A 21,296-nucleotide genomic window follows, 5' to 3' on the forward strand; every position below is an offset into this window, starting at 1 on the left:
TGGACCCGCTCCACCGCCGCCTCACCCGACGGCATCTCCGCAGCCCCCAGACGTTTACGAAGATCGGCCAATTTACCCGCAGTGGTATGGATATCGGGTTCGGTTGTCGTCATGCAGATGTCCCCTACGTGTGTGTGGAAAGCAAGGTGCGGATGGTCAGTTGGTCGCGAGTGATCGGGCGATGACGAGACGCTGAATCTGGTTGGTGCCCTCGAAGATCTGCGTGATCTTGGCGTCGCGCATGTAGCGCTCGACGCGGAAGTCTCTGGTGTAGCCGTACCCGCCGAACACCTGCACGGCGTCGGTCGTCACCTTCATGGCCGCATCGGTAGCGATCAGCTTGGCCACAGAAGCGTTGCGGGAGTAAGGAAGTCCGGCGTCCCGACGGCGAGCCGCGTCGAGATAGGTCGCGCGTGCGGAGTCGACTGCGGCGGCCATGTCCGCCAGAACGAACCCCAGACCCTGATGGTCGATGATCTTCTTGCCGAACGCAGTGCGTTCCTGCGCGTACTTCACGGCATCGTCGAGTGCAGCCTGGGCGATTCCGACTGCGACAGCGGCGATTCCGAGCCTTCCGGCGTCCAGCGCACTGAAGGCGATCTGCAGTCCTTGGCCTTCCGCTCCGATGCGCCATTCGGTGGGAACGTGCACGTTGTCGTAGTGCGCCGACGTGGTCGGGATCGCATGCAACCCCATCTTCTCCTCGGGCTTGCCGAAACTGAGGCCTTCGGTCCCGTCGGGAACGAGAAAACACGAGATCCCTTTGGAGCCTTCGCCGGTGCGGGCGAACAGGTTGTAGAAATCAGCAACACCGCCGTGGGTGATCCATGCTTTGGACCCGTTGACCGTGTACCCACCGTCAGCCGCGCTCGCCTTGCAACTCAGGGCCGCTGCGTCGGAACCGGCCTGCGCCTCGGACAGCGAATAGGCACCGATCTGCGACCCGCCGAGCATGTCGGGAAGCTTGTCGGCCTTCTGCTGATCGGTACCGAACGCCATTACGGGATAGCAGGCCAAACCGTGCACGCTCACCGCGACTGCAACGGCCGCCCATCGTGATGCCAATTCCTCGAGTACTTGGAGGTACACCTCGTACGGCTGACCTCCGCCGCCCCATTCCTCCGCGTACGGCAGGCTCAACAGTCCGGCTTCGCCGAGAGTGGCGAACACTCCCGTCGGATAGGTCTCGTTGCGCTCGTGTTCGTCGACGATCGGGTCGAGCACCTTGTCTGCCACATCGCGGGTCAGCGCGAGAAGGTCGCGCGCTTCGGCGGTGGGCAACAGACGAGCGACGGGCACTAGAACCTCCGGGATGTTCGGCATCAGTACTGAAGAATGATCCGCAGTACTGATGCACAGTACTGCACAAGACGATGCAGTACCATCCTGGATGTGAACGCACCCGTGACCTCGCATGCCACGGCTCGCCGTTCGGAATTGTTCGACCAACTCGTCAGCCTGTTCCTGGCCGAGGGGTTCGCTCACCTGACGCTCGACACCATCGCGGCTCGCCTCCGCTGCTCCAAATCCACCTTGTACACGTTGGCGTCGAGCAAGGATCAGTTGGTGGGCGGCGCAACCGTGCACTACTTCAAGTCCATGACCACCCAGGTCGAGAATGCGGTCGCCGAGGTCGACGGAACCCGCAACCGCATCACCACGTATCTCACCGCAGTCGGTGCCGCTCTGGAATCTGCGTCCGAGCAATTCATGACCGATCTCGCGTCGCTCGAATCGGCCCGTTCGGTGTACGAACGCAACACCGCAATCGCGGCACGACGGGTCCAGGAGCTGATCAGCGAGGGTGTGGCCAGTGGCGAGGTACGCGACGTCCATGCGGCATTCGTCGGTGACGTCGCATCCTCGGTCATGGTGCGCATCCAGACGCGCGAGGTGTTCCGCCTGACCGGTCTGAGTGACGGCGACGCCTACCTCGAACTGGCGAAGTTGTTGACGGCGGGTATCGGGGCGTAGTTCCGGCACCGGGAATGAATCGACCCGGCTGTGCGCTGAGTCGTAGGAACATAGTTGATCCTTCAACGAAAGAGCACACGATGAAGAAGATCGGATTTCTGTCCTTCGGACACTGGTCACCGTCCCCGCAGTCGCAGACCCGATCGGCATCGGATGTGCTGTTGCAGTCGATCGACCTCGCGGTCGCGGCCGAGGAACTCGGAGCCGATGGTGCGTACTACCGCGTCCATCACTTCGCCAACCAGCTCTCGTCGCCGTTTCCGCTGCTCGCCGCCGTCGGAGCCAGGACGAGCACCATCGAAATCGGTACCGGCGTCATCGACATGCGGTACGAGAATCCCTTCTACATGGCCGAGGATTCCGGCTCTGCCGACCTCATCTCGGGCGGGCGGTTGCAACTCGGCGTGAGTCGGGGATCGCCCGAGCAGGTCATCGAGGGGTACCGCCACTTCGGATACTCCCCCGCGGAGGGCTCCGACCATGCGGACATGGCTCGCGAGCACACCCGCATCTACCTCGATCTGCTGGAAGGCAAGGGCTTCGCTCAGCCGAACCCGCGGCCGATGTTCCCCAACCCGCCTGGCCTGCTGCGCCTCGAACCTCACGCACCGGGTCTGCGCCAACGAATCTGGTGGGGCGCAGGCACCCGCGAGACGGCCGAGTGGACGGCGCGCCAGGGCATGAATCTGATGAGCTCCACACTTCTCAGCGAAGACACCGGGGTGCCTTTCCATCAGTTGCAAGCCGAACAGATCGAACGCTTCCACAAGACGTGGAGCGACGCGGGCCACGACTTCGCTCCTCGAACATCCGTGAGCCGCAGCATCTTTCCGATCGTCAACGATCTCGACCGCGCCTACTTCGGCCGAGAGGGCAGCGGCGACGACCAAGTCGGCTACCTCGACGGCGGCAAGGCTCGTTTCGGCAAGACCTACGCGGGTGAGCCCGATCGGCTGATCGAAGAACTGGCAGCGGACGAGGCGATCGCCGCCGCGGATACTCTGCTGCTCACCGTCCCGAACCAGTTGGGTGTGGAGTACTGCGCACACGTTCTGGAGACGCTGCTGCGCGACGTGGCCCCCGCACTGGGGTGGCGTTGATCACTCGGTGACCAGGGGCGATTGGTTTCGGCGGATACGGGTACTGGCAGCAGGTTCACCCGCCCCCACCTGCCAGGAGTCCTCATGCTCAAACGCGACGTATCCGCGCGCCTCGATGTAGACATCACCGCCGCCACCACGCTCGAATTCCAGATCGCCATCGCACCGCACCCCGGTACGACGGTCACCGAATCGCTCTCCTTCGTTCTCGACGGTAATCCCGTCGAGGCGAAGGAGATCAGCGGACCGCACGGCAACCGCATTCACGTCATGCCCGCCGACGTCGGCAACTTGCAGGTCTCGTACGACGCCACCATCCTGGGCAACACCACCCCGGCCCCCGTCACCGACTACGACATGTCGCTCTACCTTCGGCCCAGCCGCTACGCCGAAGCAGACAAGTTCTACGGTTTCGCCGCAACAGAATTCGGCGACTACGCCGATTCCGAGGAACTGCTGGCCAAGATCTCCGCCTGGGTGGGCGCACGCCTGAATTACGTTCCAGGAAGCAGTGATCCGATCGACGGAGCCGTCGACACGCTGCTCGCAGGCCAGGGAGTGTGCCGCGACTACTCGCATCTGGTCGTCGCGATGCTGCGCGCTGTCAATGTTCCTGCCCGCCTCGTGGCCGTGTACGCGCCCGGATGCGATCCGATGGATTTCCATGCCGTCGCCGAGGCGTTCGTCGGCGGCCAGTGGCGTGTCGTCGACGCCACGTGCCTGGCACCGCGGTCCACTCTGGTTCGCATTTCGGTAGGCCGCGATGCCGCCGATACCGCATTCCTGGACAACCACAAGGGTGCCATCACGCTGAACAGCTCCGTCGTCACAGCCGTGGTCGACGGCGAACTCCCGCACGACGACATCACCGAGCTGGTCTCCCTCACCTGACCGCCGCGGTCGCTCGAGTGATGCAGATCACTTTCCTGCGACGTTTGCTTTCGGCCTCGAAAACCGACTATCTATCCGTTACCAACAATCACAGCCACCCGAAAGGTGCACACCATGAGCTTCATCGACAAGGCCAAGAACGCAGCAGAAGACGCCATCGGCAAGGCGAAGGAAGTTGTCGGCGACGCAACCAACAACAAGGACCTCGAAGCCGAGGGCAAGAAGGATCAGGGTTCGGCCGGCGTCAAGAAGGTCGGCGAAAACATCAAGGACACCTTCAAGTAACCAGCAGCCCCGCATCGAGTGCCGCCGGTCACCGCGATCGGCGGCACTCGGTTTCTGCTCACCTTCCACTTCACAGAACGGAACCCTCATGATTGCAACATCGGACACCACAACTACCAAGCGCCGCGGCGGATTCGCCTCGAAGTTGGCCCTCCTCGTCACGGTCGTGCTCGTTGCAGCACTGGTCATCTTCGTGCTGCAGAACACCGTTCACAGCACGATCAACTTCCTCGGCTGGAACTTCGATCTCGGGCAGGGCGTCGCAATGCTCGGTGCAGCCGTCGTCGGAGCGATCATCGCGCTGACGGCAACAGCAGCATTCAAGGTTCGACGGGCCGTCCGCTGACAACCTCCCCCACGACAGGACTTCCCGCATGATCCCGCTGCTGGCCCGCAAGTATCTCTACCGCTACCTTGTCGTCGCGATCGGCTTGCCCATTGCTGCCCGGCTCCTGGCATTTGCCGGCGTGAGCCTCGAAAAGCGAACGGGCAGAGCCAATGTCGTATCCAAGGCCCTGAAGTCCGCCGGCAGGTTCGCGCAGCGTCGAGCAGACAAATCCGCTCGGAAACGTACGTCCGCGGCGCAGTAGCGGTAGCGCGTTCAACTCCGCGCCACGTGGGCGGCGAGGACGTCACGCAACACCTCACGGTCGTCGAATCGCACGATGTGGTCGCCGTACACCTGTTCGGCATCGCAGCCCCGTCCAGCCACGACCACGGCATCCCCGGGCTGAGCAATGGCGACAGCGTGCTCCACGGCACGACGTCGGTCGGCTTCCACTACCACCACCGCTGAGCGTGCAGCCCGAGCGCCCTCTTCCACTGCGGCTCGGATGGTGCCCGGGTCCTCCGACAGCGGACTTTCATCGCTGACGATCACCACATCTGCCAACGTGGCTGCCGTTCGCCCGAGCGGGAAGCGCTTACCCGGGTCACGTTCGCCCGTCGCCCCGACGACGACGATCAGTCGACCCGAGACCACGCTGCGGACGAACGGCAGCAGCGCCCGCTGACCTGCGGTGTTGTGCATGTAGTCCACGACGGCCAGGAAAGGCTGTCCGACGTCTACACGTTCGAGGCGGCCGGGAACGGCGTCGAGGCGTTCGAGTCCTGCCGCGACTGCTGCGATGTCGCGGCCGGCCGCCAACGCCATGGTCAGTGCGGCCAGAGCGTTCTCGGCCTGGTGCGGACCTAGCAGAGGTAGGCGGATTTCGACATCGCCCATCGGGGTTCGCGCTGTCAGGGACGTTCCGACGTCGGTGCACTCGATGTTCTCGCCGCGAACATCGGCATCGCGATCGGCCGTGGACCACGTCCAACAGGGAATATCGAGGCGTCCCGCCAGGATTTTGCCGTGCGGATCGCCGACGTTGACCACAGCGCGTGTCGATCGGTGCGCCGAGAACAGTTCGGCCTTCGCGGCGAAGTAACTGTCCATGTCTCCGTGGTAATCCAGGTGATCCGGCGTGAGATTGAGGAACCCCATCACCGCGAAACGGAGGCCGTCGACGCGGTGCTCGGTGACGGCGTGAGAGGACACCTCGAGGGCAACCGCCGTAGCACCCTCGTCCCGGAAACGGCGCAGAGTCCGATGCACGGTGGGGGCCTCGGGTGTGGTTCTGGCCGATTCTTCCGCGCCGCGCGGGCCCGCCAAACCGATTCCGGTCATAGTCGCCACGGAGTCGCCCGCCGCAGCGAGCCCGGCTCCGAGCAGCAGGGTGGTGCTCGTCTTGCCGTTGGTCCCGGTGACCCCGTACAGATCCAGGTCTCGGTGCGCGAACCGATGAATTCGAGCGCACACCTCCCCGACCCGGCGGCGCGGGTTCGGCACGACGAGTGTCGGCAGAACCGTCGAGGCCCGGTCCGACAACGCCGCCACTGCCCCTCGGGCCTTGGCCTCGAGCTCGAAGTCGAGGCCGTGCGCTCGGCGGCCGGGCAAAGCCACGTACAGGTCACCGGGACGAACCGTTCGCGAGTCGTCGCTTGCCCCGGTCACTCGCACGGAACGAATCGGCGGCGCAGCGCCGATCGAGAGTGCCAGCTCGTTCAGTTCCACGCCGACGCCGATCGACGACGTGCCACCCCTGCCGAGATCGGGCTCGATCAATGCCCCGCAGGGTCGGTCAGATTCTTACCTTCCTGTGCCTTGACCCTGCGACGCTCGAGCAACACCAGAACCGTGCCTGCGACGAGCAGAACGGGCGCGAGGACCGCGCCCGTCCACGCCCACCCCTCGAACCCGTAGCCGGCCGCGGTCAAGGTCAGTCCGAGGCTGACCAGCGCGAGACCGATACAGATGTAGCCGGGCCAGTTGCGCGCGTCGACGATCGCTTCCCCGGCGTGCCCGCGCATCGTGCGGTCGTCGTCGTTCGCTTCGGCACCGGAGTCGGCGGGGTCATGTTGGGCCATGGTGTCTCCTCGACTGCTGTTCGCTTCACCGGCGACGCATTCCGGGCCTGCAGGAACACGTCGATTACGTCAGTGTCCCCGCGGCGAACCCGTCCAAACATGAAGCCTCGCAGCACTCGAGGTAGACCCGTGATCGATATCCGGGCCGGCGGGCTCAGTTCTGCCAGGCGACGGCAGCGAACGGAGCGTGACTCGACAACCGGCCGACGATGCCGGCATGCGCGAAGTCCTTTGCCGTGGCCACTGCGTCGAGCACGCCGGATCCCTTGGCCAGCTCGGCGGTGATGGCAGCTGCGAACACGCATCCTGCGCCGGACACCCTCTCGTCGCCGATCTTCGGGGCGCGCAGGACGGTGAGGTCCTGTCCGTCGAACACGACGTCGACGGCTTCGTCTCCGGGTAGGCCGGCACCACCCTTGACCACGACGTACTGGGGGCCGAGGTCGGCGATCCTCTTGGCTGCCTCACCGAGATCCTCGACGGTGTCGATGGAGTCCATTCCGGACAACGTCGTTGCCTCGAACAGGTTGGGTGTGATGACGGTGGCCAGCGGAAGAATGTCGCGACGGAGCGCATTGTCGGTGTCGAGAGCCGCACCGGGTTCCTGGCCCTTGCAGATCAGCACGGGATCGACCACCACATGACGCCACGGCTGCAGGCGCAGTGATTCCGCGACCGTGGCGACGGTGGCGGGGGTGCCCAGCATGCCGATCTTGACGACATCGAGATCGTGAGCGGCGGTGGCCACTTCGATTTGATCTGCGATCACCGAACTGTCGATCGGCACGAAGCGGTGGCCCCATTCGGCCTTCGGATCGAAGGACACGATGCACGTGATGGTGCCGACCCCGTAGACCCCCAACCGCTCGAACGTCTTGAGATCTGCTTGCAGACCGGCCCCGCCGGTGGCTTCCGAACCTGCGATCACGTAAGCGATTGTCGACATCGACCCATTATGGCAACCGACGCCCCATACCGCGCCGGGGTGGTCGAGAAGCCGCGTGCGCCGGGCCCGCTGCCGCGTTGTGCCCCGGCTCAGCGGCAGGTAGCGTCACCGATATCCGAGTCGAGTCCAGGCCGGTCCCCCACTGCGCAACCGCCGTACGTGTGCCCCGAGAACGGCGGCATACCAACGCTTTTCGTTCGGCGTAGCGGCGTACCGAGATGACGACGGAGGTCCGAGCGTGACGACGAAACGCGACACCACAGCTCGATGCGAGGACGTGTGGAACGTTCTTGCCGATGGCTGGTCCTACGCAATGTGGGTGGTCGGTGCATCCCGAATCAGAGCGGTCGACGCGGCGTGGCCTGCTCCCGGCAGTGTCATCCACCATTCGGTCGGGGCCTGGCCGCTCGTGCTCAGCGACGTCACGCGCTCGGTCGCCGTTCACGAGAACCGCGAATTACAGCTGGAAGCCCGGGCCATGCCGTTCGGACGCGCCTCCATCACCGTCCGGCTGCACCCGACCGCGACCGGCTGCACGATCGAAATGATCGAGCACGCGAGCACACCGCCGTTCGAGCTCGTGCCCAACCGGGTTCAACATGCGCTGTCTCACCCCCGAAATTCCGAGGCACTCAGGCGTCTCGCACTGTTGGCGGAGCGCGCATCGAACCCGTAGAACCTGCCCGGTCGGGCACGGCCCGATCACCGAAACCTCTGTGCCGCAACGGAACGGCCGAACACGATTGAAGACCGAATGCAGCGGGCATGCGATTCACATGACTCTCCCACTTCGTCGATCGATTCGATCTGTCTCCAGCACCGGCCCCCGAAGCGGGAACCGGCACTGATGGCGTCCGACCACAGTCCGAGCGTCCACCCGGACGGCTCCGAGTCCGACGGGTCGTCGACGCCACTGCGCCGGGCGATCTCGGGCAAGTTGTTGTTCGTCTTCATTCTCGGTGACGTGCTGGGTGCCGGGATCTACGCTCTCTTCGGGGAAATCGCGGGTGAGGTCGGCGGAGCGATCTGGCTGCCGATGCTGCTCGCTCTCCTGATGGCCTTGCTCACTGCGGCGTCATACGCCGAATTGGTGACCAAGTACCCGCGAGCAGGCGGGGCGGCGGTGTTCGCGCAGCGAGCCTTCGGGCGACCGATAGTGTCGTTCCTCGTCGGATTCTCGATGCTCGCGGCTGGCGTGACGAGCGCGGGAGGTCTGGCGCTGGCCTTCTCGGGCGACTATCTCGCAGTGTTCCTCGATGTGCCCGCCGTGCCTGCGGCGGTCGTCTTCCTACTTCTCGTCGGACTTCTCAATGCCCGCGGGATCACCGAATCTCTTCGGGCCAACCTCGGTATGACGGTGATCGAGGTGTCCGGTCTCGTCGTGATCATCGCCCTGGCCGGGCTCGTTCTGAGCCGCGGCGACGGCGCGCCGTCACGGGTGCTCGAATTCACCGACGACACCACGCCGACGCTGGCAGTGCTGGGGGCGGCTCTGCTCGCCTTCTACTCGTTCGTGGGGTTCGAGACTTCGGCCAACATCGCCGAGGAGGTCGAGGATGTGCGGCGGGTGTATCCCCGGGCTCTGCTCGGAGCCGTCACGACGGCCGGAGTGGTCTATGTGCTGGTCGGTCTCGCAGTCTCGACGGTCGTTCCGGCGGATACGCTGGCCCAGTCCACCGGTCCGCTGCTCGAGGTCGTCGACGCCGCCGACGCCGGAATCCCACCGTGGGTCTTCAGTCTGGTCGCTCTTGTGGCCGTCGCCAACGGCGCCTTGCTGACGATGATCATGGCGTCGAGACTGACCTTCGGCATGGCCCGCGACGGATTGCTTCCGGTCGCCCTGGCCAAGGTGCTGCCCGGCCGCAAGACTCCGTGGGCGGCCATTGTCGCGACCACTGTGGTCGCAATGGTGTTGTGCACCACCGGCTCCGTGGCCGCACTCGCCGAAACGGTGGTGCTGCTTCTGTTGTTCGTCTTCATCAGTACCAACATTGCTGTGCTCGTGCTGCGTCGAGACCGATCCGACACCGACCACTTCCGAACGCCGACGGCGCTTCCCGTCCTGGCGTTGATCACGTGTGCCGTGCTGCTCACTCAGCAGTCCGCGGCCACGTGGCTCCGCGCCGGGCTGCTGCTCGCGGTCGGAATCGCGCTGTACTACGTCGGTAGGGTTGTGAGCAACAAGACCGCGACCGAACCCAGGAGCATCACCCGATGACCACCACAGAGGTCGACGCAGTCGTCATAGGTAGCGGTCACAACGGATTGGTCGCCGCCGCGGCGATGGCCGACGCGGGGTGGGACGTCGTGATTCTCGAGGCGGCCGAACTACCCGGAGGCGCCGTCCGCAGTGCCGAACTGGTTCCTGGATTCACCAGCGACCTGTTCAGCGCGTTCTATCCGCTGGCTGTGTCCTCGCCCGCCATGACAGCACTCGAGCTCGAGCGTCACGGACTGACGTGGTCTCACTCGCCGACGGTCTACGGCCACGCGCGATCCCCGGAGGACACCGACGCTCCGGTCGTCCATCACGACGTCGAGGCGACCGCTGCTCTGTTGCGTGAGCACGACGTACGCGACGGTGACACGTGGCTGCGCCTGTTCGAGCAGTGGGAACGTATTCGCACTCCCCTGCTCGGTTCGCTCTTCGGGCCGTTTCCACCGGTACTGCCGGCAGCACGATTGGCGCGCACTCTCGGCGTCTCCGAGACACTGCGCTTCGTCCGGTTCGCTGCGTTGCCTGCACGGGTGATGGCCCACGAGCTGTTCCACAGCGAGGCCGCGCGGTGCCTGCTCCTGGGCAATGCGATGCACGGCGACGTTCCCACCGACGCGCCGGTGAGCGGAATGATGGGATATCTGCTGACGATGCTCGCGCAGGACGTCGGGTATCCGGCACCCGTAGGTGGATCGTCGGCATTGACCGACGCGTTGATTCGCCGGGCTCAGGCTTCGGGTGCTGTGCTGACGTGCAGTCGACCCGTCGAGTCCATCGACGTGCGGGGCGGTCGTGCACGCGCCGTGCACACGACAGGTGGCGAGACGTTCCGCGCTCGTCGAGCGATCGTTGCCGACGTGTCGGCCCCCGCGCTGTACGGGTCGTTGCTGCCCTTCGATGCGGTCCCGCGTCGCGTGCACGACGACTTACGTACGTTCGAGTGGGACACCCCGGTGGTCAAGCTCAACTACGCTCTCGACCGTCGAATACCTTGGCGCTCAGCATCTTTGGCCGACGCAGGCACCGTCCACCTCGGTGCGGACGACAACGGCCTGGTCCATTGGGCGGCCGATCTCACGACCGGGGTTCTCCCGCAGAGCCCGTTCATGTTGTTCGGCCAGATGACCACAGCGGACCGGTCCAGATCGCCCGAGGGCACCGAAAGCGCTTGGGCCTACACACATCTGCCGCGCGGCGTCGTCGACGACTCGGCCGCCGAGACCGTCGCCGACCGCGTCGATCAGGTGTTGGAACAGCATGCCCCGGGATTCGCCGATTCGGTGGTGGGACGGGTGGTGCAGAGACCGAGTGATCTGCACGGCGCCGATGCCAACCTGCACGGCGGTGCGGTCAACGGCGGTACCGCACAACTGCAGCAGCAGTTGATCTTTCGTCCCACGCCAGGATTGGGGCGCGCGGAGACCCCGGTGGAAGGATTGTTCCTCGGGTCCGCGTCCGCCCACCCCGGGGGCGGAGTCCACGGTGCGGCCGGGGCCAACGCCGCTCGGGCCGCACTCGGCCAGCGCGGGGCGAGCGGATGGGCGCGAAAGAAGGTCACCAGTGCACTGATCGAATTCCTGACCCGATGACGGCGTTATCGAAACGAGATCTTTCGTTACCGACTCGAGATCGTCGACATCACCGTCCGACATCTCGCACTGGCATCGTTGACTACACAACAAACCAGCGAGCAGGCGGAGACACCAGCCGGCCGCGCACTTCTCCGGAAGAGGTCTCGACATGTCGATGAGCATTGCCACCATGGACAACGCCGTTCGCGACGACGAAGCCGAGTTCCGACTCGACACCATCGTCCGTTCCGACGGGAACAACATCCTGCGCGCCTTCGGTGAACTCGACATGTCGACCCGGGCCGAGTTCGTCCACGGCCTCGATCGCCTGGCCGCCGTTTCCTCCGTGGTCACGATCGACCTGTCCGAGGTGTCGTTCGTCTACTCGGGAGTCGCGAATGCCATCGTCGACGCGACCTACACCCACCCGGGCAAGATCGTCATCCACGCGCCGGCCCGTTCGGTGCGCATGGTCCTCGACGTACTGGGTGCAGGCGACCTGTTCGTCGACGCGCCTGGATCGTGAATCGGACACGATGACAGGTAACCTCGGCCGTATGTCTGACGACCCGACCGGAGGACAGTTCGAGATCGTTTCGGATGTGCACGACGCGACAACCGTCATCACAGTCAGAGGCGAACTCGACCTGGATACCATCCCCCACTTGTCCGCCGCTGCGTTCCCTGCGGCCGACGCCGCGGAACGCGGACTGGTAGTCGACATGACCGATGTGAGCTTTCTGTCGTCGAGCGCCATCACCGTGTTGGTCCGAGTGTCCGACCGGCTGCCCGAATCGTCAAGGATGGCACTGGTCGCCGTCGACGGGGTGGTCGTTCGCCCGGTTCAACTCAGCGGAATCGACCGGGTGATGGCCACCTTCACCACCGTTCCCGAGGCTGTGGCGCACGTGCAGTCGAGCGCGGTCGACAGTGAGGGTGGCCGATGACGTCCCACTCGCAGCCCGCCAGTCGGTGGAGTCACACTGCGACCGCTGAGGCTGCTGCTGCCAGCGCCGCTCGGCGCCGACTCCAGGGTTGGGCGCTCGACCTGGGAGTGCATCGGACTCTCGTGGACGACATCGCTCTCGGGGCCTACGAAGCCCTGGCCAACGTCGTCGAACACGCCTACAGCTCCGCGCCCGAACCGGGGACGATGACGATCACGGCAGCGTACGAACGCGAGACACTGACCGTCACCGTCTCGGACACCGGCACGTGGCGTCCGCCGGCACCGACGACCACACGAAGCCACGGGCTTCAGCTCGCCGAGGCAGTGTCCGACGACCTCACCGTCGACCACCGTCCAGGTCTGGGCACCGTGGTCACCGCAGTGTGGCGGAACCCAGTCACGGCCGAATCAACCGGCCGCCCCTCGTAATCTTGGTAGGAGAAGCCATGACCGCCTCGGCTGCCGAACTACTCGACTCCGCACCGTGCGGGGTTTTTTCGATCGACGTTGCGTCCGGCGACATCCTTTACGCCAACGCGGCGGCCGCTCGCATCACGGCACTGAGTCGGGACGATCTGGTCGGCACCGCAGTCACGGATCTTTTCAGCCCCGAGTTCGCACCGGTTTTGCGCGAACTGCTCGCGGCAGCCACGTCGTCCGACTCCGACTCGCCCATCGGAGTGACGGCGCAACTCACCGGCGCACCCGCATCGGGCTCGCAGACGGCGGTGTCGATGCTCGCCAACAGTTTGCGAGCGGTGTCCGGTGCGACGACGGTGACCATGACGCTGCACAACGAGACCGAGCGCCGAGTCCGCGAGCAGCACCTGATGGATGCGCGGATATATGCCGAGGCAGCTCAGGACGACGCCGAAGCAGCTCTCGACCGATCTCAGGATGCATTGGGCGCGTCGGAGGAAGCCCGCAAGTTGGCGGAAGCAGAGAAGACTCAGGTACAGATTCTGGCGTCGACTCTGCAACGCACACTGTTGCCGCCGATCCTGTCCGCGCCGACGGGCATGCAGGTGGCGGCCCATTACCACCCTGCGTCCATCGACGAAGTGGGCGGCGATTTCTACGACGTGTTTCCCCTCGACAACGCGACGTGGGGTTTCTTCCTCGGCGACGTGAGCGGAAAAGGAGCGGGCGCGGCTGCCGTCACGTCCCTGACTCGATACACGCTGCGGGCCGCAGCGGTCTTCGATCGGGATCCGATCGCCGTACTCGAGAACCTCAACACGGTGCTCCACCACGAGTTTCACGGCGACGATCCGCGTTTCTGCACCGTGGTCTTCGGTACCGTCGCGCCGGGACCCGACGGTGCCGTGGTGCACCTCGCCAGCGGAGGCCACCCGCCGGCTCTTCGTATCGCGCACGATGGCGTCGTCGAGTTCGTGGACACCACCGGGGGGCAGTTGGTCGGAGCCCTCACCGAACCGCACTTCGCCTCGGCGACGGTGACGATGCAGCCCGGTGACGTGTTGGCGTTCTACACCGACGGGCTGACCGAGGCGATCGTCGGCCCGGGCCGAACTCGTTTCGACGACGACGGCAGTCTGCACGCATTCGCCGCCGAACGAGGCCGGACCTCCGCGGCGAAGATCGTCGACGATCTGACCGAATTGTTGGCCTCGTTCGGTGACGGGCTTCAGGACGACGTGGCGTTGCTCGCCTTCGAGGTTCCCCCGATCGCTACCGATTCCGGCTCGGATCCGACCGGTTCGTAGTCCTTCGACTCCTCGATCGCCTCCAACGGCGGTACCTCCTCACCGTCGAGCACTCTGCGCATTCGCTCTTTGTCGAGTTGGCCCTCCCAGTTCGCCACGACGAATGTCGCGACGCAGTTGCCGAGAAGGTTCACCGATACCCGCATGGAGTCCATGATCCGGTCGGCACCGAGCAGCAACGCCACGGCCGCAACCGGGATGGACCCGTGCCCGATGGCCGCAACGGTCGCCGACAATGCGAGGAACGACGAACCCGGTACTCCGGCCATGCCTTTGGAGGTCAACATCAGGATCAACACCGCAGCGATCTGCTCTCCGAGTGTCAGGTCGACGCCGAGAGCCTGCGCGAGAAAGAGAATGCAGATCGACAGATAGAGGGTTGCTCCGTCGAGGTTGAACGAATATCCCGTCGGAACCACCAGACCGGTGGTCGTGCGGGAGCACCCTGCCTCGGTCAGCTTGACCATGATGCGCGGCAGTACCACCTCCGTCGACGCCGTTCCGAGGGCGAGGAACAACTCGTCCTTGATGTACCGCAAGAACTTCCAGAGGTTGACTCCGGCGAAGTACCGCGCGACGGCCGCGAGAACGAGAATGAACAACACGGCAGCCAGGTAGCAGCACGCGATCAGTTTCCCGTAGCTACCGAGCGACGAAATGCCGTACTGGCCGACGATGTATGCCATCGCCCCGAAGGCACCGATGGGTGCCAGGCGCATGATCCAACCGATGATCGTGAAGAAGATGTGGCTGATGTGATCGACGAGTTCGAGCACGATCGGCGGGCCCTTCTCACCGAACTTCGCCAAGGCCAAGCCGAACAGCACGGCGAAGAACAGCACCTGCAGTAGCGCGTTCTCCGCGAATGCCGACACCACAGAGGTCGGAATGATGTTCAGCAAGAAGTCCACGGTGTGCGGCAACTCGCCGCTGCCGGTCTTCTGGTCGACGGCCTCGGCACCGGTGGCCAAGGTCTGCGGGTCGATGGAGAACCCGGAGCCCGGCTTGACGATGTTGCCGACCACCAGACCGAACACGAGCGCGAACGTCGTGATCAGCTCGAAGTAGACCAGGGCCTTGACGCCGATGCGGCCGACGGACTTGAGGTCGCCCACATGGGCGATGCCGATGACGACGGTGCAGAAGATGATCGGGGCGATCAGCATCTTGATGAGCTTGATGAAGCCGTCGGCCAGTGGTTTGAGGTCCGCACCCAGGCCCGGCCAGAGCCACCCGATCGCAATGCCTCCGACTATGCCGATCAGTAACTGCACGAAAAGCGATGCATACCAAGGCTTTCGGCGTACACCGGGTTCGGCTTCCCGGTCCGTTGCGGTCGGTCGTTCTGTCATGCGCTCACCGTTCGATCGAGTTTCCGTCGTGCTCGGCGACATCTCCGTCGCATCGCACCATGTTTCGGCGCGACCATCGTGCGCGAGAAATGTTTCGGCGATGTTGACGGTGATGGTCGATGGTGATGGTCGATGGTGAAACCAGTCGACTCGATCGGCAGGTCGAGTTACACGTGCGCCCCGAGGCCGGGCTCGAATCGGATCGACGGACTGTTGTTCGGTCCATCGAGGGTCACATGGGCACGCACGCGGTACACCCGCGCGATCAACTCCTCGGTGAGTACGTCGGCGGGTGCGCCTGCTGCCACCACCCGGCCCTCGGACAACACCACGAGTTGCGTGCAGAACATCGCCGCCAGGTTCAGATCGTGCAGTGCGATGACGCTCGTGATGGGTAACCGTGCGACCAGCGCCAGCAATTCGAGCTGATGATGGATGTCGAGATGGTTGGTCGGTTCGTCGAGCAGCAGTTCCCGCGGCTCCTGAGCCAGGGCGCGCGCGATCTGCGCGCGCTGCCGTTCTCCGCCGGACAGCTGATGCCACAGACAATGAGCCTTTCCTGCCAGACCCGTATGCCGCAGTGCAGAATCCACGGCCGCCGCATCTGCAGCTGCGTCTCCGCCGAACGCTCCTCGATGGGGAATGCGGCCGAGCCGTACGACGTCGGCGACGGTGATGTCGAAGTCGGTGTCGGCGTGCTGACTCACCACGGCCACGATCTTCGCGACGTCCTTCCGCCGCATCGCGGACAGCTCGGTTCCGTCGAGGGTCACCACGCCCGACGTCGGCCTGACGGCACCGTTCATCAGATGCAGCAGCGAGGACTTGCCGGATCCGTTGGGCCCGAGCAGCCCGACGGTATCGCCCGGGCCGGGCTCGAGGGACACCCCGTCGACGACCAGCGCACCGCCGCGACGCCACGTGACATCGGTTGCCGAGAGTGTCATGACGCCTTCTTCCGTCTGGACAGGATGGCGATGAATGCCGGGACGCCCACCAGTGCGGTGCCCACGCCGACCGGCAGCGGCGTCGGCGCGAACGCGACGCGTGACACCGCGTCCACCCAGACCATGAAGACCGCCCCGATCAACGCCGTGACCGGCACGAGCCGACCGTGCCTCGAGCCGACGAGGAACCGCGCTGCATGCGGTAACACGAGCCCGAGGAATCCGATCGCCCCTGCCACACTCACCAAGGTGGCCGTGATGAGGGCGGTCACGACCAGAAGTGCGATGCGAGCCTTGCGTACCGGGATGCCCAGCGAGGACGCCACCTCGTTGCCGAACGAGAACGCGTCGAGCACGAATGCGTAGTAGAAGCAGACGGCTGTCCCGACCGCGACGACTGCGGCGCACAGAATCACGTCGTCCCAGCGAACACCCTCGAGCGAGCCCAGCAGCCAGAACATGACGCCGCGGGTCTCGTCGGAATCGGCGAACGCGAAGATCACCAACGATGTCAATGCCGAGAACAACTGGGTCGACGCCACTCCGGCCAGAATCACGCGGTCGTTGTTGCCGCCGGAGAGTTGAGCGAGAAGCAGCACCAGTCCGAATGCCACCAGTGCCCCGATGAACGCGCCACCGGACAGTCCGAGCGCGGCCCCACCGACTCCGAGGATCCCGACCAGCACCGCTCCCGTCGACGCGCCGGAACTGATGCCGAGCACGAACGGGTCGGCGAGCGGATTGCGGAGCAGCGACTGCATGATGACCCCGCAGATCCCGAGGCCGCTGCCGCACGCAGCTGCCACGAGGCTGCGCGGGAGCCGCTCTTCCCACACGATCGCGTTCTTGGACACCCGGACGGGGATGTCCGCCAGTCCCAGGTGGTTGAGCACGACGTCACGCACGTTGACCAGCGAGATCTGCGCCGGCCCGAGTGTCATCGCGATCGCCACGGAGACGACCAGAAGAAGAACCCCGCCGATCATGACGGCGGGCAGGCCGATCTGTCGTTTCGCCGAGACGCTCGGCTCGACCGTGGTGGCGCTCAGGACCGAGGCCCGATCTGGTTCAGTCCTGCGGTCAGCTTCTCGACGGCGTCGACCAGCCGAATCGAGGGGTTCATCTCGGCGCCGTGCAGCGAGATGTACCGCTTGTTCTTCACCGCGTCCATCGTGCTGGTGACCGGGTCCGATTCGAGGAACGCAATCTTGTCCTCCAGCTTGTCCCCGGGGAACCGATTGCGGAGTAGGTCTCCGAGCACCAGCACGGACGGATCGCGGTCCACCACTGTTTCCCACCCGACCGCTTCCCAGTCGTCCTGCAGATCGGAGTAGACGTTGGTGGCACCGACCTGATCGGCGAGGAGGGCAGGCGCTCCGGAGCGGCCGGCGAAGTACGGGCTCTTGGTGTCTGCGAACCAGAACGCGATGCTCTCACCGGTCTTGTCGTTGCCCGATGTGGCCGCGTCCAGACGGCCTTGCAGTTCGCTGATCAAGCTCTCACCGCGTTCCTGGACGTCGAACACCTCGGCCGTTTCGCGAATGGTCTGATACAGCGCGTCCATGGTCAACGGGGTCGTCCGGGGATTGCCACCGTTGACGCTCAGGCCGTTGTCACAGTCGGTGGGTGCGAGATACGTCTCGATGTTCGATTCGGCGAAGCGGCTACGGTCTGCGACACCGCCCTGCTTGTAATGGCGGCCGAACGACGCGGTCACGAAATCCGGGTCGGTGTCGAGCACCACCTCGTAGGTCGGCGCGTTGTCTGCCAACCGCGGAACGGATGCGTTCGCCTCGGCGAGATTCTCGCGGATCGGATCCGTCCACGACGCTGTCCCGACCATGCGATCCTGCAGACCGAGCGACAGCAGGATCTCGGTGGAATCCTGATCGAGAGACACCACTCGCTGCGGCGGAGCGTCGACGGTCACCGACTGGCCACAGTTGTCGAGTACGAGCGGGTAGACGGTCTTGCCGTCGCCGCCCGTGGCCGCGGTCTGCGACACCTCCTCGGACTCACCACATGCGGTGATCAGACCTGCAGCAAGAACCAGCGACGAGAGGGCAGCGACGCGCCTCGTACTTTTTTTCACGGGGTGACCGAACTTTCTCGACGTACTGAGCGGGAGGACGAACAAGAGGAGAGGATACCCTGCCCTATCTTGCTCGACGACCGCCGCGCATTTCGGTCGCTCCCGTTCGGTGCCTCAGACCATGTCTGCCCAGGGGTCCGCACGCCGCCACAGCGTCGGCAACTGCAGGTCGACCCCATCTCTGCGTGCACAGGCGGTCAATACGTCGAGCGAGGTGCGCATGTCGTCGAAGGCGTAGGGCAGCGGCCGCAACGGCCTGTCGAGGGGCCGGAAGAAGTCGTCCCAATGCGTCAGCACGACGCGCCGAGCCCCCACCGACAACACCGTCTCCCGCCAATACTCATCGATGTACTCGCGTGTTCGGCGCCCCAGCTGACCGATGGACAGGTACACCACCTCGGCGGAAAGGCCGTCGAGCATGCCCGCTCGGAACCCGGCGCTGCTGTGAACGAGAGCCCGCCTGCCGCTCGGACGGTGCTCGACTGCCATCGACCACGCCTCACCGCACCGGAACGCTCGCACCCGAGCAGGCTGCCGCAGTGGCCGGTCGATCGTCCCGTGAGCTCGGTCCGGATACGAGTGAACCGACTCGACGAACGTGACAGTGAAATGACCCAGTTCGACCGCGGAACCGTCGGCGACGACGGTGATGCGACCCTCGGGCATCTGCGCGCCCCGCCCGATCTGTGCAGTCGAGGAACCACCGACCAGCGCCGCGCCGGTGCGCAGCGCCACCGCTGCGGAGTCGAGGGCATGATCGAAATGAGAATGGGCGCACACCACCGCGTCGAGCGTCCCGATGCCGGCTCTACCCAACGCACTGTCTATTCTCGGGCCGTCCGAACGTAGAGGCAGCAGAAGGGTTTTCGGTAGGGACGGACGCGAGAAGAAGCCGTCGGTCAGGATCGCCGACTCGCCGTCGTCGAACAGCATCGTGCTCACCCCGAGAAACGAGACCGAGACCGGGGATCGGGGATTCGCGGATGCTGTGGTGGCGATCTCGGCCGCATCGGGCAGTGGGGGTCTACCGAGCGAACGCGGCGCTCTCACGCCTGCGCCGCCAGGGCTCGCCCTGCCTGTCGTCCGCCGAAGATGCATCCACCGAGGAAGGTTCCTTCCAAGGACCGGTAGCCGTGCACACCGCCGCCGCCGAATCCGGCGATCTCACCGGCAGCCCACAGCCCCTCGATGGCATTACCCATCGAGTCGAGAACACGACCGTCGAGATCGGTTTGAATGCCGCCCAACGTCTTCCGAGTGATAATGTTCAACCGCACCGCGATCAGCGGACCCGACTTGGGATCGAGAATCTTGTGAGGTGCAGCGGTCCGCGCGATGCGTTCACCGCGCGAGCGCCGGGAATTGTGGATGGCAGAGATCTGCAGATCCTTGGTGAAAGGATTGTCCACCTCACGGTCTCGCGACTCGATCTGACGCCTGAGGTCGACACCGTCGATCAAGTCCTCGCCGGTGATTCGGTTCATGCCCCGGACCAATTCTTCGAGAGAATCGGCGACGACGAAGTCCTCGCCGTTCTTCTTGAATGCCTCCACCGGTTCGCTGGCACCGGGCAATACCCGCCCGAGAACGAGCTTGAGGTTCTTGCCGGTGATGTCCGGGTTCTGTTCCGACCCGGACAACGCGAATTCCTTCTCGATGATCTTCTGGGTCAGTACGAACCACGAGTACTCGAAACCGCTGTCCTGGATCGCTTTCAGCGTTCCCAGAGTATCGAATCCGGGGAAGTTCGGAACCGGAAACCGTTGCCCACGGGCGTCGAACCACATCGACGACGGGCCCGGAATGACTCTGATGCCGTGGTTCTTCCAGATCGGGTTCCAGTTCTTGATGCCTTCGGTGTAGTGCCACATTCGGTCCTTGTTGACCAGGCGGCCGCCGGCCTTCTCGGTGATGCCGAGCATTCGGCCGTCGACGTGTTCGGGCACTCCGGAGATCAACGACTTCGGCGGCGTCCCGAGCCGCGCCGGCCAATTCTCGCGCACCAGATCGTGATTGGCCCCGATTCCTCCTGCCGTCACCAGCACGGCTCCGGCGCGGAGCTCGAACTCACCCACTTCGACGCGGGTACTTCCTGCCCCTCGCTCCGCGGCACTGGCTTCGAGCATCGCACCGCGAACTCCGACCACCGCTCCCCCGTCGACGACGAATCCGTCGACCCGATGCCGAAAACCGAAGCGCACCAACCCTTTGTCGGCAGCCTCACGTACGCGACGCTCGAACGGCGCGACGACACCCGGCCCGGTGCCCCACGTCAGGTGGAATCGCGGAACCGAATTTCCGTGCCCCTCGGCCAGGTAGCCGCCGCGCTCGGCCCATCCGACGATGGGGACCCATCGCATTCCCTGAGCGTGGAGCCACGACCGCTTCTCACCTGCCGCGAAATCGAGGTATGCCCTGGCCCACCGATGACCCCAGTAGTCTTCCCCTGCAGGGTCGTCGATGCCGCGATCGAACGTCGCTGTGCCGAGCCAGTCCTGCCACGCCAGATCCGCCGAATCCTTGATGCCCATTCGACGCTGTTCGGGCGTGTCGACCATGAACAGTCCGCCGAGGGACCAGAAGGCCTGACCACCCAGGTTCTGCTCGGGTTCCTGGTCGAGGAGCAGCACGCGCTTTCCCGCGTCGGCCAGTTCGGCGGTTGCCACCAGTCCGGCCAAGCCGGCCCCCACCACGATCACGTCTGCGTCCATTGCCCCACTCTTCTGCTCGACCCGGGTGTCTCCCTCGACTGTGCTGTCGTCGGCGTCGGAACTCAAGGAAATCGAGTCGAATGAGTATAGGGTTTATCAGGTGCTGATAAAGAGTGCGAGGTAG

Annotated in this window: 23 protein-coding genes; 13 read left to right on the forward strand and 10 right to left on the reverse strand. The window is 64.8% G+C overall.

Annotation, left to right across the window (positions count from 1 at the left end):
* Nucleotides 1-156: 156 nt before the first annotated feature.
* Nucleotides 157-1,299, reverse strand: coding sequence for an acyl-CoA dehydrogenase family protein (locus tag CH266_RS03515; protein ID WP_032383940.1), 1,143 nt, complete (start codon nt 1,297-1,299; stop codon nt 157-159).
* Nucleotides 1,300-1,392: 93 nt separating this feature from the next.
* Between CH266_RS03515 and CH266_RS03520 the strand changes: the two genes are divergently transcribed.
* From CH266_RS03520 to CH266_RS03545, 6 genes are all read left to right on the forward strand, one after another.
* Nucleotides 1,393-1,974, forward strand: a complete 582-nt coding sequence (locus tag CH266_RS03520; protein WP_230074079.1) for a TetR/AcrR family transcriptional regulator — start codon at nt 1,393-1,395, stop codon at nt 1,972-1,974.
* Nucleotides 1,975-2,054: 80 nt separating this feature from the next.
* Entirely contained in the window at nt 2,055-3,074 is a 1,020-nt protein-coding gene (locus CH266_RS03525; RefSeq protein WP_027496194.1) for an LLM class flavin-dependent oxidoreductase, read from the forward strand.
* Between the two features lie 84 nt (nt 3,075-3,158).
* On the forward strand, nt 3,159-3,965 hold the full coding sequence (locus tag CH266_RS03530; RefSeq protein ID WP_094714732.1) for a transglutaminase-like domain-containing protein: 807 nt from the start codon (nt 3,159-3,161) through the stop codon (nt 3,963-3,965).
* 114 nt (nt 3,966-4,079) lie between these two features.
* Nucleotides 4,080-4,250: a CsbD family protein gene (locus CH266_RS03535; RefSeq protein ID WP_027495724.1), complete on the forward strand. Its 171-nt coding sequence runs from the start codon at nt 4,080-4,082 to the stop codon at nt 4,248-4,250.
* An 88-nt stretch (nt 4,251-4,338) separates the two neighbouring features.
* Entirely contained in the window at nt 4,339-4,596 is a 258-nt protein-coding gene (locus CH266_RS03540; RefSeq protein ID WP_176456997.1) for a lipopolysaccharide assembly protein LapA domain-containing protein, read from the forward strand.
* Between the two features lie 28 nt (nt 4,597-4,624).
* A complete protein-coding gene (locus CH266_RS03545; protein WP_027496191.1) occupies nt 4,625-4,840 on the forward strand; it encodes a hypothetical protein in 216 nt (71 codons plus the stop codon).
* An 11-nt stretch (nt 4,841-4,851) separates the two neighbouring features.
* On the opposite strand, the gene CH266_RS03550 is transcribed toward CH266_RS03545, so the two are convergent.
* The 3 genes from CH266_RS03550 to thiD form a co-directional block, all read right to left on the reverse strand.
* Nucleotides 4,852-6,357: a Mur ligase family protein gene (locus CH266_RS03550; protein ID WP_094714733.1), complete on the reverse strand. Its 1,506-nt coding sequence runs from the start codon at nt 6,355-6,357 to the stop codon at nt 4,852-4,854.
* The gene (locus tag CH266_RS03555; protein WP_032364705.1) at nt 6,354-6,659 is read right to left on the reverse strand and encodes a membrane protein; all 306 of its coding nucleotides are present in this window, start codon (nt 6,657-6,659) and stop codon (nt 6,354-6,356) included. Before CH266_RS03555 ends, CH266_RS03550 begins: the two co-directional genes overlap by 4 nt.
* 154 nt (nt 6,660-6,813) lie before the next feature.
* Nucleotides 6,814-7,605, reverse strand: a complete 792-nt coding sequence (thiD, locus tag CH266_RS03560) for a bifunctional hydroxymethylpyrimidine kinase/phosphomethylpyrimidine kinase (RefSeq protein ID WP_032364704.1) — start codon at nt 7,603-7,605, stop codon at nt 6,814-6,816.
* A 238-nt stretch (nt 7,606-7,843) separates the two neighbouring features.
* On the opposite strand from thiD, the gene CH266_RS03565 reads away from it, so the two are divergent.
* The 7 genes from CH266_RS03565 to CH266_RS03595 all read left to right on the forward strand — a co-directional run bounded on the left by CH266_RS03565 (nt 7,844) and on the right by CH266_RS03595 (nt 14,070).
* On the forward strand, nt 7,844-8,281 hold the full coding sequence (locus CH266_RS03565; RefSeq protein ID WP_027496188.1) for an SRPBCC family protein: 438 nt from the start codon (nt 7,844-7,846) through the stop codon (nt 8,279-8,281).
* Between the two features lie 171 nt (nt 8,282-8,452).
* Nucleotides 8,453-9,823 (forward strand): APC family permease, encoded by a 1,371-nt coding sequence (locus CH266_RS03570; RefSeq protein ID WP_094714734.1) that lies wholly within the window; start codon nt 8,453-8,455, stop codon nt 9,821-9,823.
* Entirely contained in the window at nt 9,820-11,412 is a 1,593-nt protein-coding gene (locus tag CH266_RS03575) for a phytoene desaturase family protein (protein ID WP_032388799.1), read from the forward strand. Before CH266_RS03570 ends, CH266_RS03575 begins: the two co-directional genes overlap by 4 nt.
* Nucleotides 11,413-11,569: 157 nt before the next feature.
* A complete protein-coding gene (locus CH266_RS03580) occupies nt 11,570-11,920 on the forward strand; it encodes an STAS domain-containing protein (RefSeq protein ID WP_141214482.1) in 351 nt (116 codons plus the stop codon).
* A gap of 31 nt (nt 11,921-11,951) precedes the next feature.
* Nucleotides 11,952-12,341 carry an STAS domain-containing protein gene (locus tag CH266_RS03585; protein WP_027496186.1) on the forward strand — a complete coding sequence of 130 codons (390 nt, stop codon included), beginning with the start codon at nt 11,952-11,954 and terminating at the stop codon, nt 12,339-12,341.
* Nucleotides 12,338-12,772 (forward strand): ATP-binding protein, encoded by a 435-nt coding sequence (locus CH266_RS03590; protein WP_032368860.1) that lies wholly within the window; start codon nt 12,338-12,340, stop codon nt 12,770-12,772. The genes CH266_RS03585 and CH266_RS03590 overlap by 4 nt, the downstream gene beginning before the upstream one ends.
* A gap of 17 nt (nt 12,773-12,789) precedes the next feature.
* Nucleotides 12,790-14,070, forward strand: coding sequence for a PP2C family protein-serine/threonine phosphatase (locus CH266_RS03595; RefSeq protein WP_080730096.1), 1,281 nt, complete (start codon nt 12,790-12,792; stop codon nt 14,068-14,070).
* Here the strand turns inward: CH266_RS03595 and dctA are convergent.
* The 6 genes from dctA to CH266_RS03625 form a co-directional block, all read right to left on the reverse strand.
* Nucleotides 13,992-15,422 carry a C4-dicarboxylate transporter DctA gene (gene dctA, locus CH266_RS03600; RefSeq protein WP_052055108.1) on the reverse strand — a complete coding sequence of 477 codons (1,431 nt, stop codon included), beginning with the start codon at nt 15,420-15,422 and terminating at the stop codon, nt 13,992-13,994. The two genes, CH266_RS03595 and dctA, sit on opposite strands and share 79 nt — an antisense overlap.
* Before the next feature lie 167 nt (nt 15,423-15,589).
* Nucleotides 15,590-16,369, reverse strand: a complete 780-nt coding sequence (locus CH266_RS03605) for an ABC transporter ATP-binding protein (RefSeq protein ID WP_027496184.1) — start codon at nt 16,367-16,369, stop codon at nt 15,590-15,592.
* The gene (locus tag CH266_RS03610; protein WP_080729059.1) at nt 16,366-17,355 is read right to left on the reverse strand and encodes a FecCD family ABC transporter permease; all 990 of its coding nucleotides are present in this window, start codon (nt 17,353-17,355) and stop codon (nt 16,366-16,368) included. The genes CH266_RS03605 and CH266_RS03610 overlap by 4 nt, the downstream gene beginning before the upstream one ends.
* Before the next feature lie 59 nt (nt 17,356-17,414).
* Entirely contained in the window at nt 17,415-18,461 is a 1,047-nt protein-coding gene (locus CH266_RS03615) for an ABC transporter substrate-binding protein (protein ID WP_032388834.1), read from the reverse strand.
* Nucleotides 18,462-18,575: 114 nt separating this feature from the next.
* Nucleotides 18,576-19,511 carry an MBL fold metallo-hydrolase gene (locus tag CH266_RS03620; protein WP_255175831.1) on the reverse strand — a complete coding sequence of 312 codons (936 nt, stop codon included), beginning with the start codon at nt 19,509-19,511 and terminating at the stop codon, nt 18,576-18,578.
* Nucleotides 19,508-21,172: an FAD-binding dehydrogenase gene (locus tag CH266_RS03625; protein ID WP_094714811.1), complete on the reverse strand. Its 1,665-nt coding sequence runs from the start codon at nt 21,170-21,172 to the stop codon at nt 19,508-19,510. Before CH266_RS03625 ends, CH266_RS03620 begins: the two co-directional genes overlap by 4 nt.
* Nucleotides 21,173-21,296: the final 124 nt, after the last annotated feature.

The organism is Rhodococcus sp. 06-1474-1B (assembly GCF_002258885.1).
GTDB classification, from domain to species: Bacteria; Actinomycetota; Actinomycetes; order Mycobacteriales; family Mycobacteriaceae; genus Rhodococcoides; species Rhodococcoides fascians.

Bases quoted from the DNA above. Each gene is read 5' to 3' on its own strand.
- CH266_RS03525 (WP_027496194.1), top strand. From the start codon at position 2,055: ATGAAGAAGATCGGATTTCTGTCCTTCGGACACTGGTCACCGTCCCCG.
- CH266_RS03530 (WP_094714732.1), top strand. From the start codon at position 3,159: ATGCTCAAACGCGACGTATCCGCGCGCCTCGATGTAGACATCACCGCC.
- CH266_RS03535 (WP_027495724.1), top strand. From the start codon at position 4,080: ATGAGCTTCATCGACAAGGCCAAGAACGCAGCAGAAGACGCCATCGGC.
- CH266_RS03540 (WP_176456997.1), top strand. From the start codon at position 4,339: ATGATTGCAACATCGGACACCACAACTACCAAGCGCCGCGGCGGATTC.
- CH266_RS03545 (WP_027496191.1), top strand. From the start codon at position 4,625: ATGATCCCGCTGCTGGCCCGCAAGTATCTCTACCGCTACCTTGTCGTC.
- CH266_RS03555 (WP_032364705.1), bottom strand. From the start codon at position 6,659: ATGGCCCAACATGACCCCGCCGACTCCGGTGCCGAAGCGAACGACGAC.
- thiD (WP_032364704.1), bottom strand. From the start codon at position 7,605: ATGTCGACAATCGCTTACGTGATCGCAGGTTCGGAAGCCACCGGCGGG.
- CH266_RS03570 (WP_094714734.1), top strand. From the start codon at position 8,453: ATGGCGTCCGACCACAGTCCGAGCGTCCACCCGGACGGCTCCGAGTCC.
- CH266_RS03575 (WP_032388799.1), top strand. From the start codon at position 9,820: ATGACCACCACAGAGGTCGACGCAGTCGTCATAGGTAGCGGTCACAAC.
- CH266_RS03580 (WP_141214482.1), top strand. From the start codon at position 11,570: ATGAGCATTGCCACCATGGACAACGCCGTTCGCGACGACGAAGCCGAG.
- CH266_RS03585 (WP_027496186.1), top strand. From the start codon at position 11,952: ATGTCTGACGACCCGACCGGAGGACAGTTCGAGATCGTTTCGGATGTG.
- CH266_RS03590 (WP_032368860.1), top strand. From the start codon at position 12,338: ATGACGTCCCACTCGCAGCCCGCCAGTCGGTGGAGTCACACTGCGACC.
- CH266_RS03595 (WP_080730096.1), top strand. From the start codon at position 12,790: ATGACCGCCTCGGCTGCCGAACTACTCGACTCCGCACCGTGCGGGGTT.
- dctA (WP_052055108.1), bottom strand. From the start codon at position 15,422: ATGACAGAACGACCGACCGCAACGGACCGGGAAGCCGAACCCGGTGTA.
- CH266_RS03605 (WP_027496184.1), bottom strand. From the start codon at position 16,369: ATGACACTCTCGGCAACCGATGTCACGTGGCGTCGCGGCGGTGCGCTG.
- CH266_RS03610 (WP_080729059.1), bottom strand. From the start codon at position 17,355: ATGATCGGCGGGGTTCTTCTTCTGGTCGTCTCCGTGGCGATCGCGATG.
- CH266_RS03625 (WP_094714811.1), bottom strand. From the start codon at position 21,172: ATGGACGCAGACGTGATCGTGGTGGGGGCCGGCTTGGCCGGACTGGTG.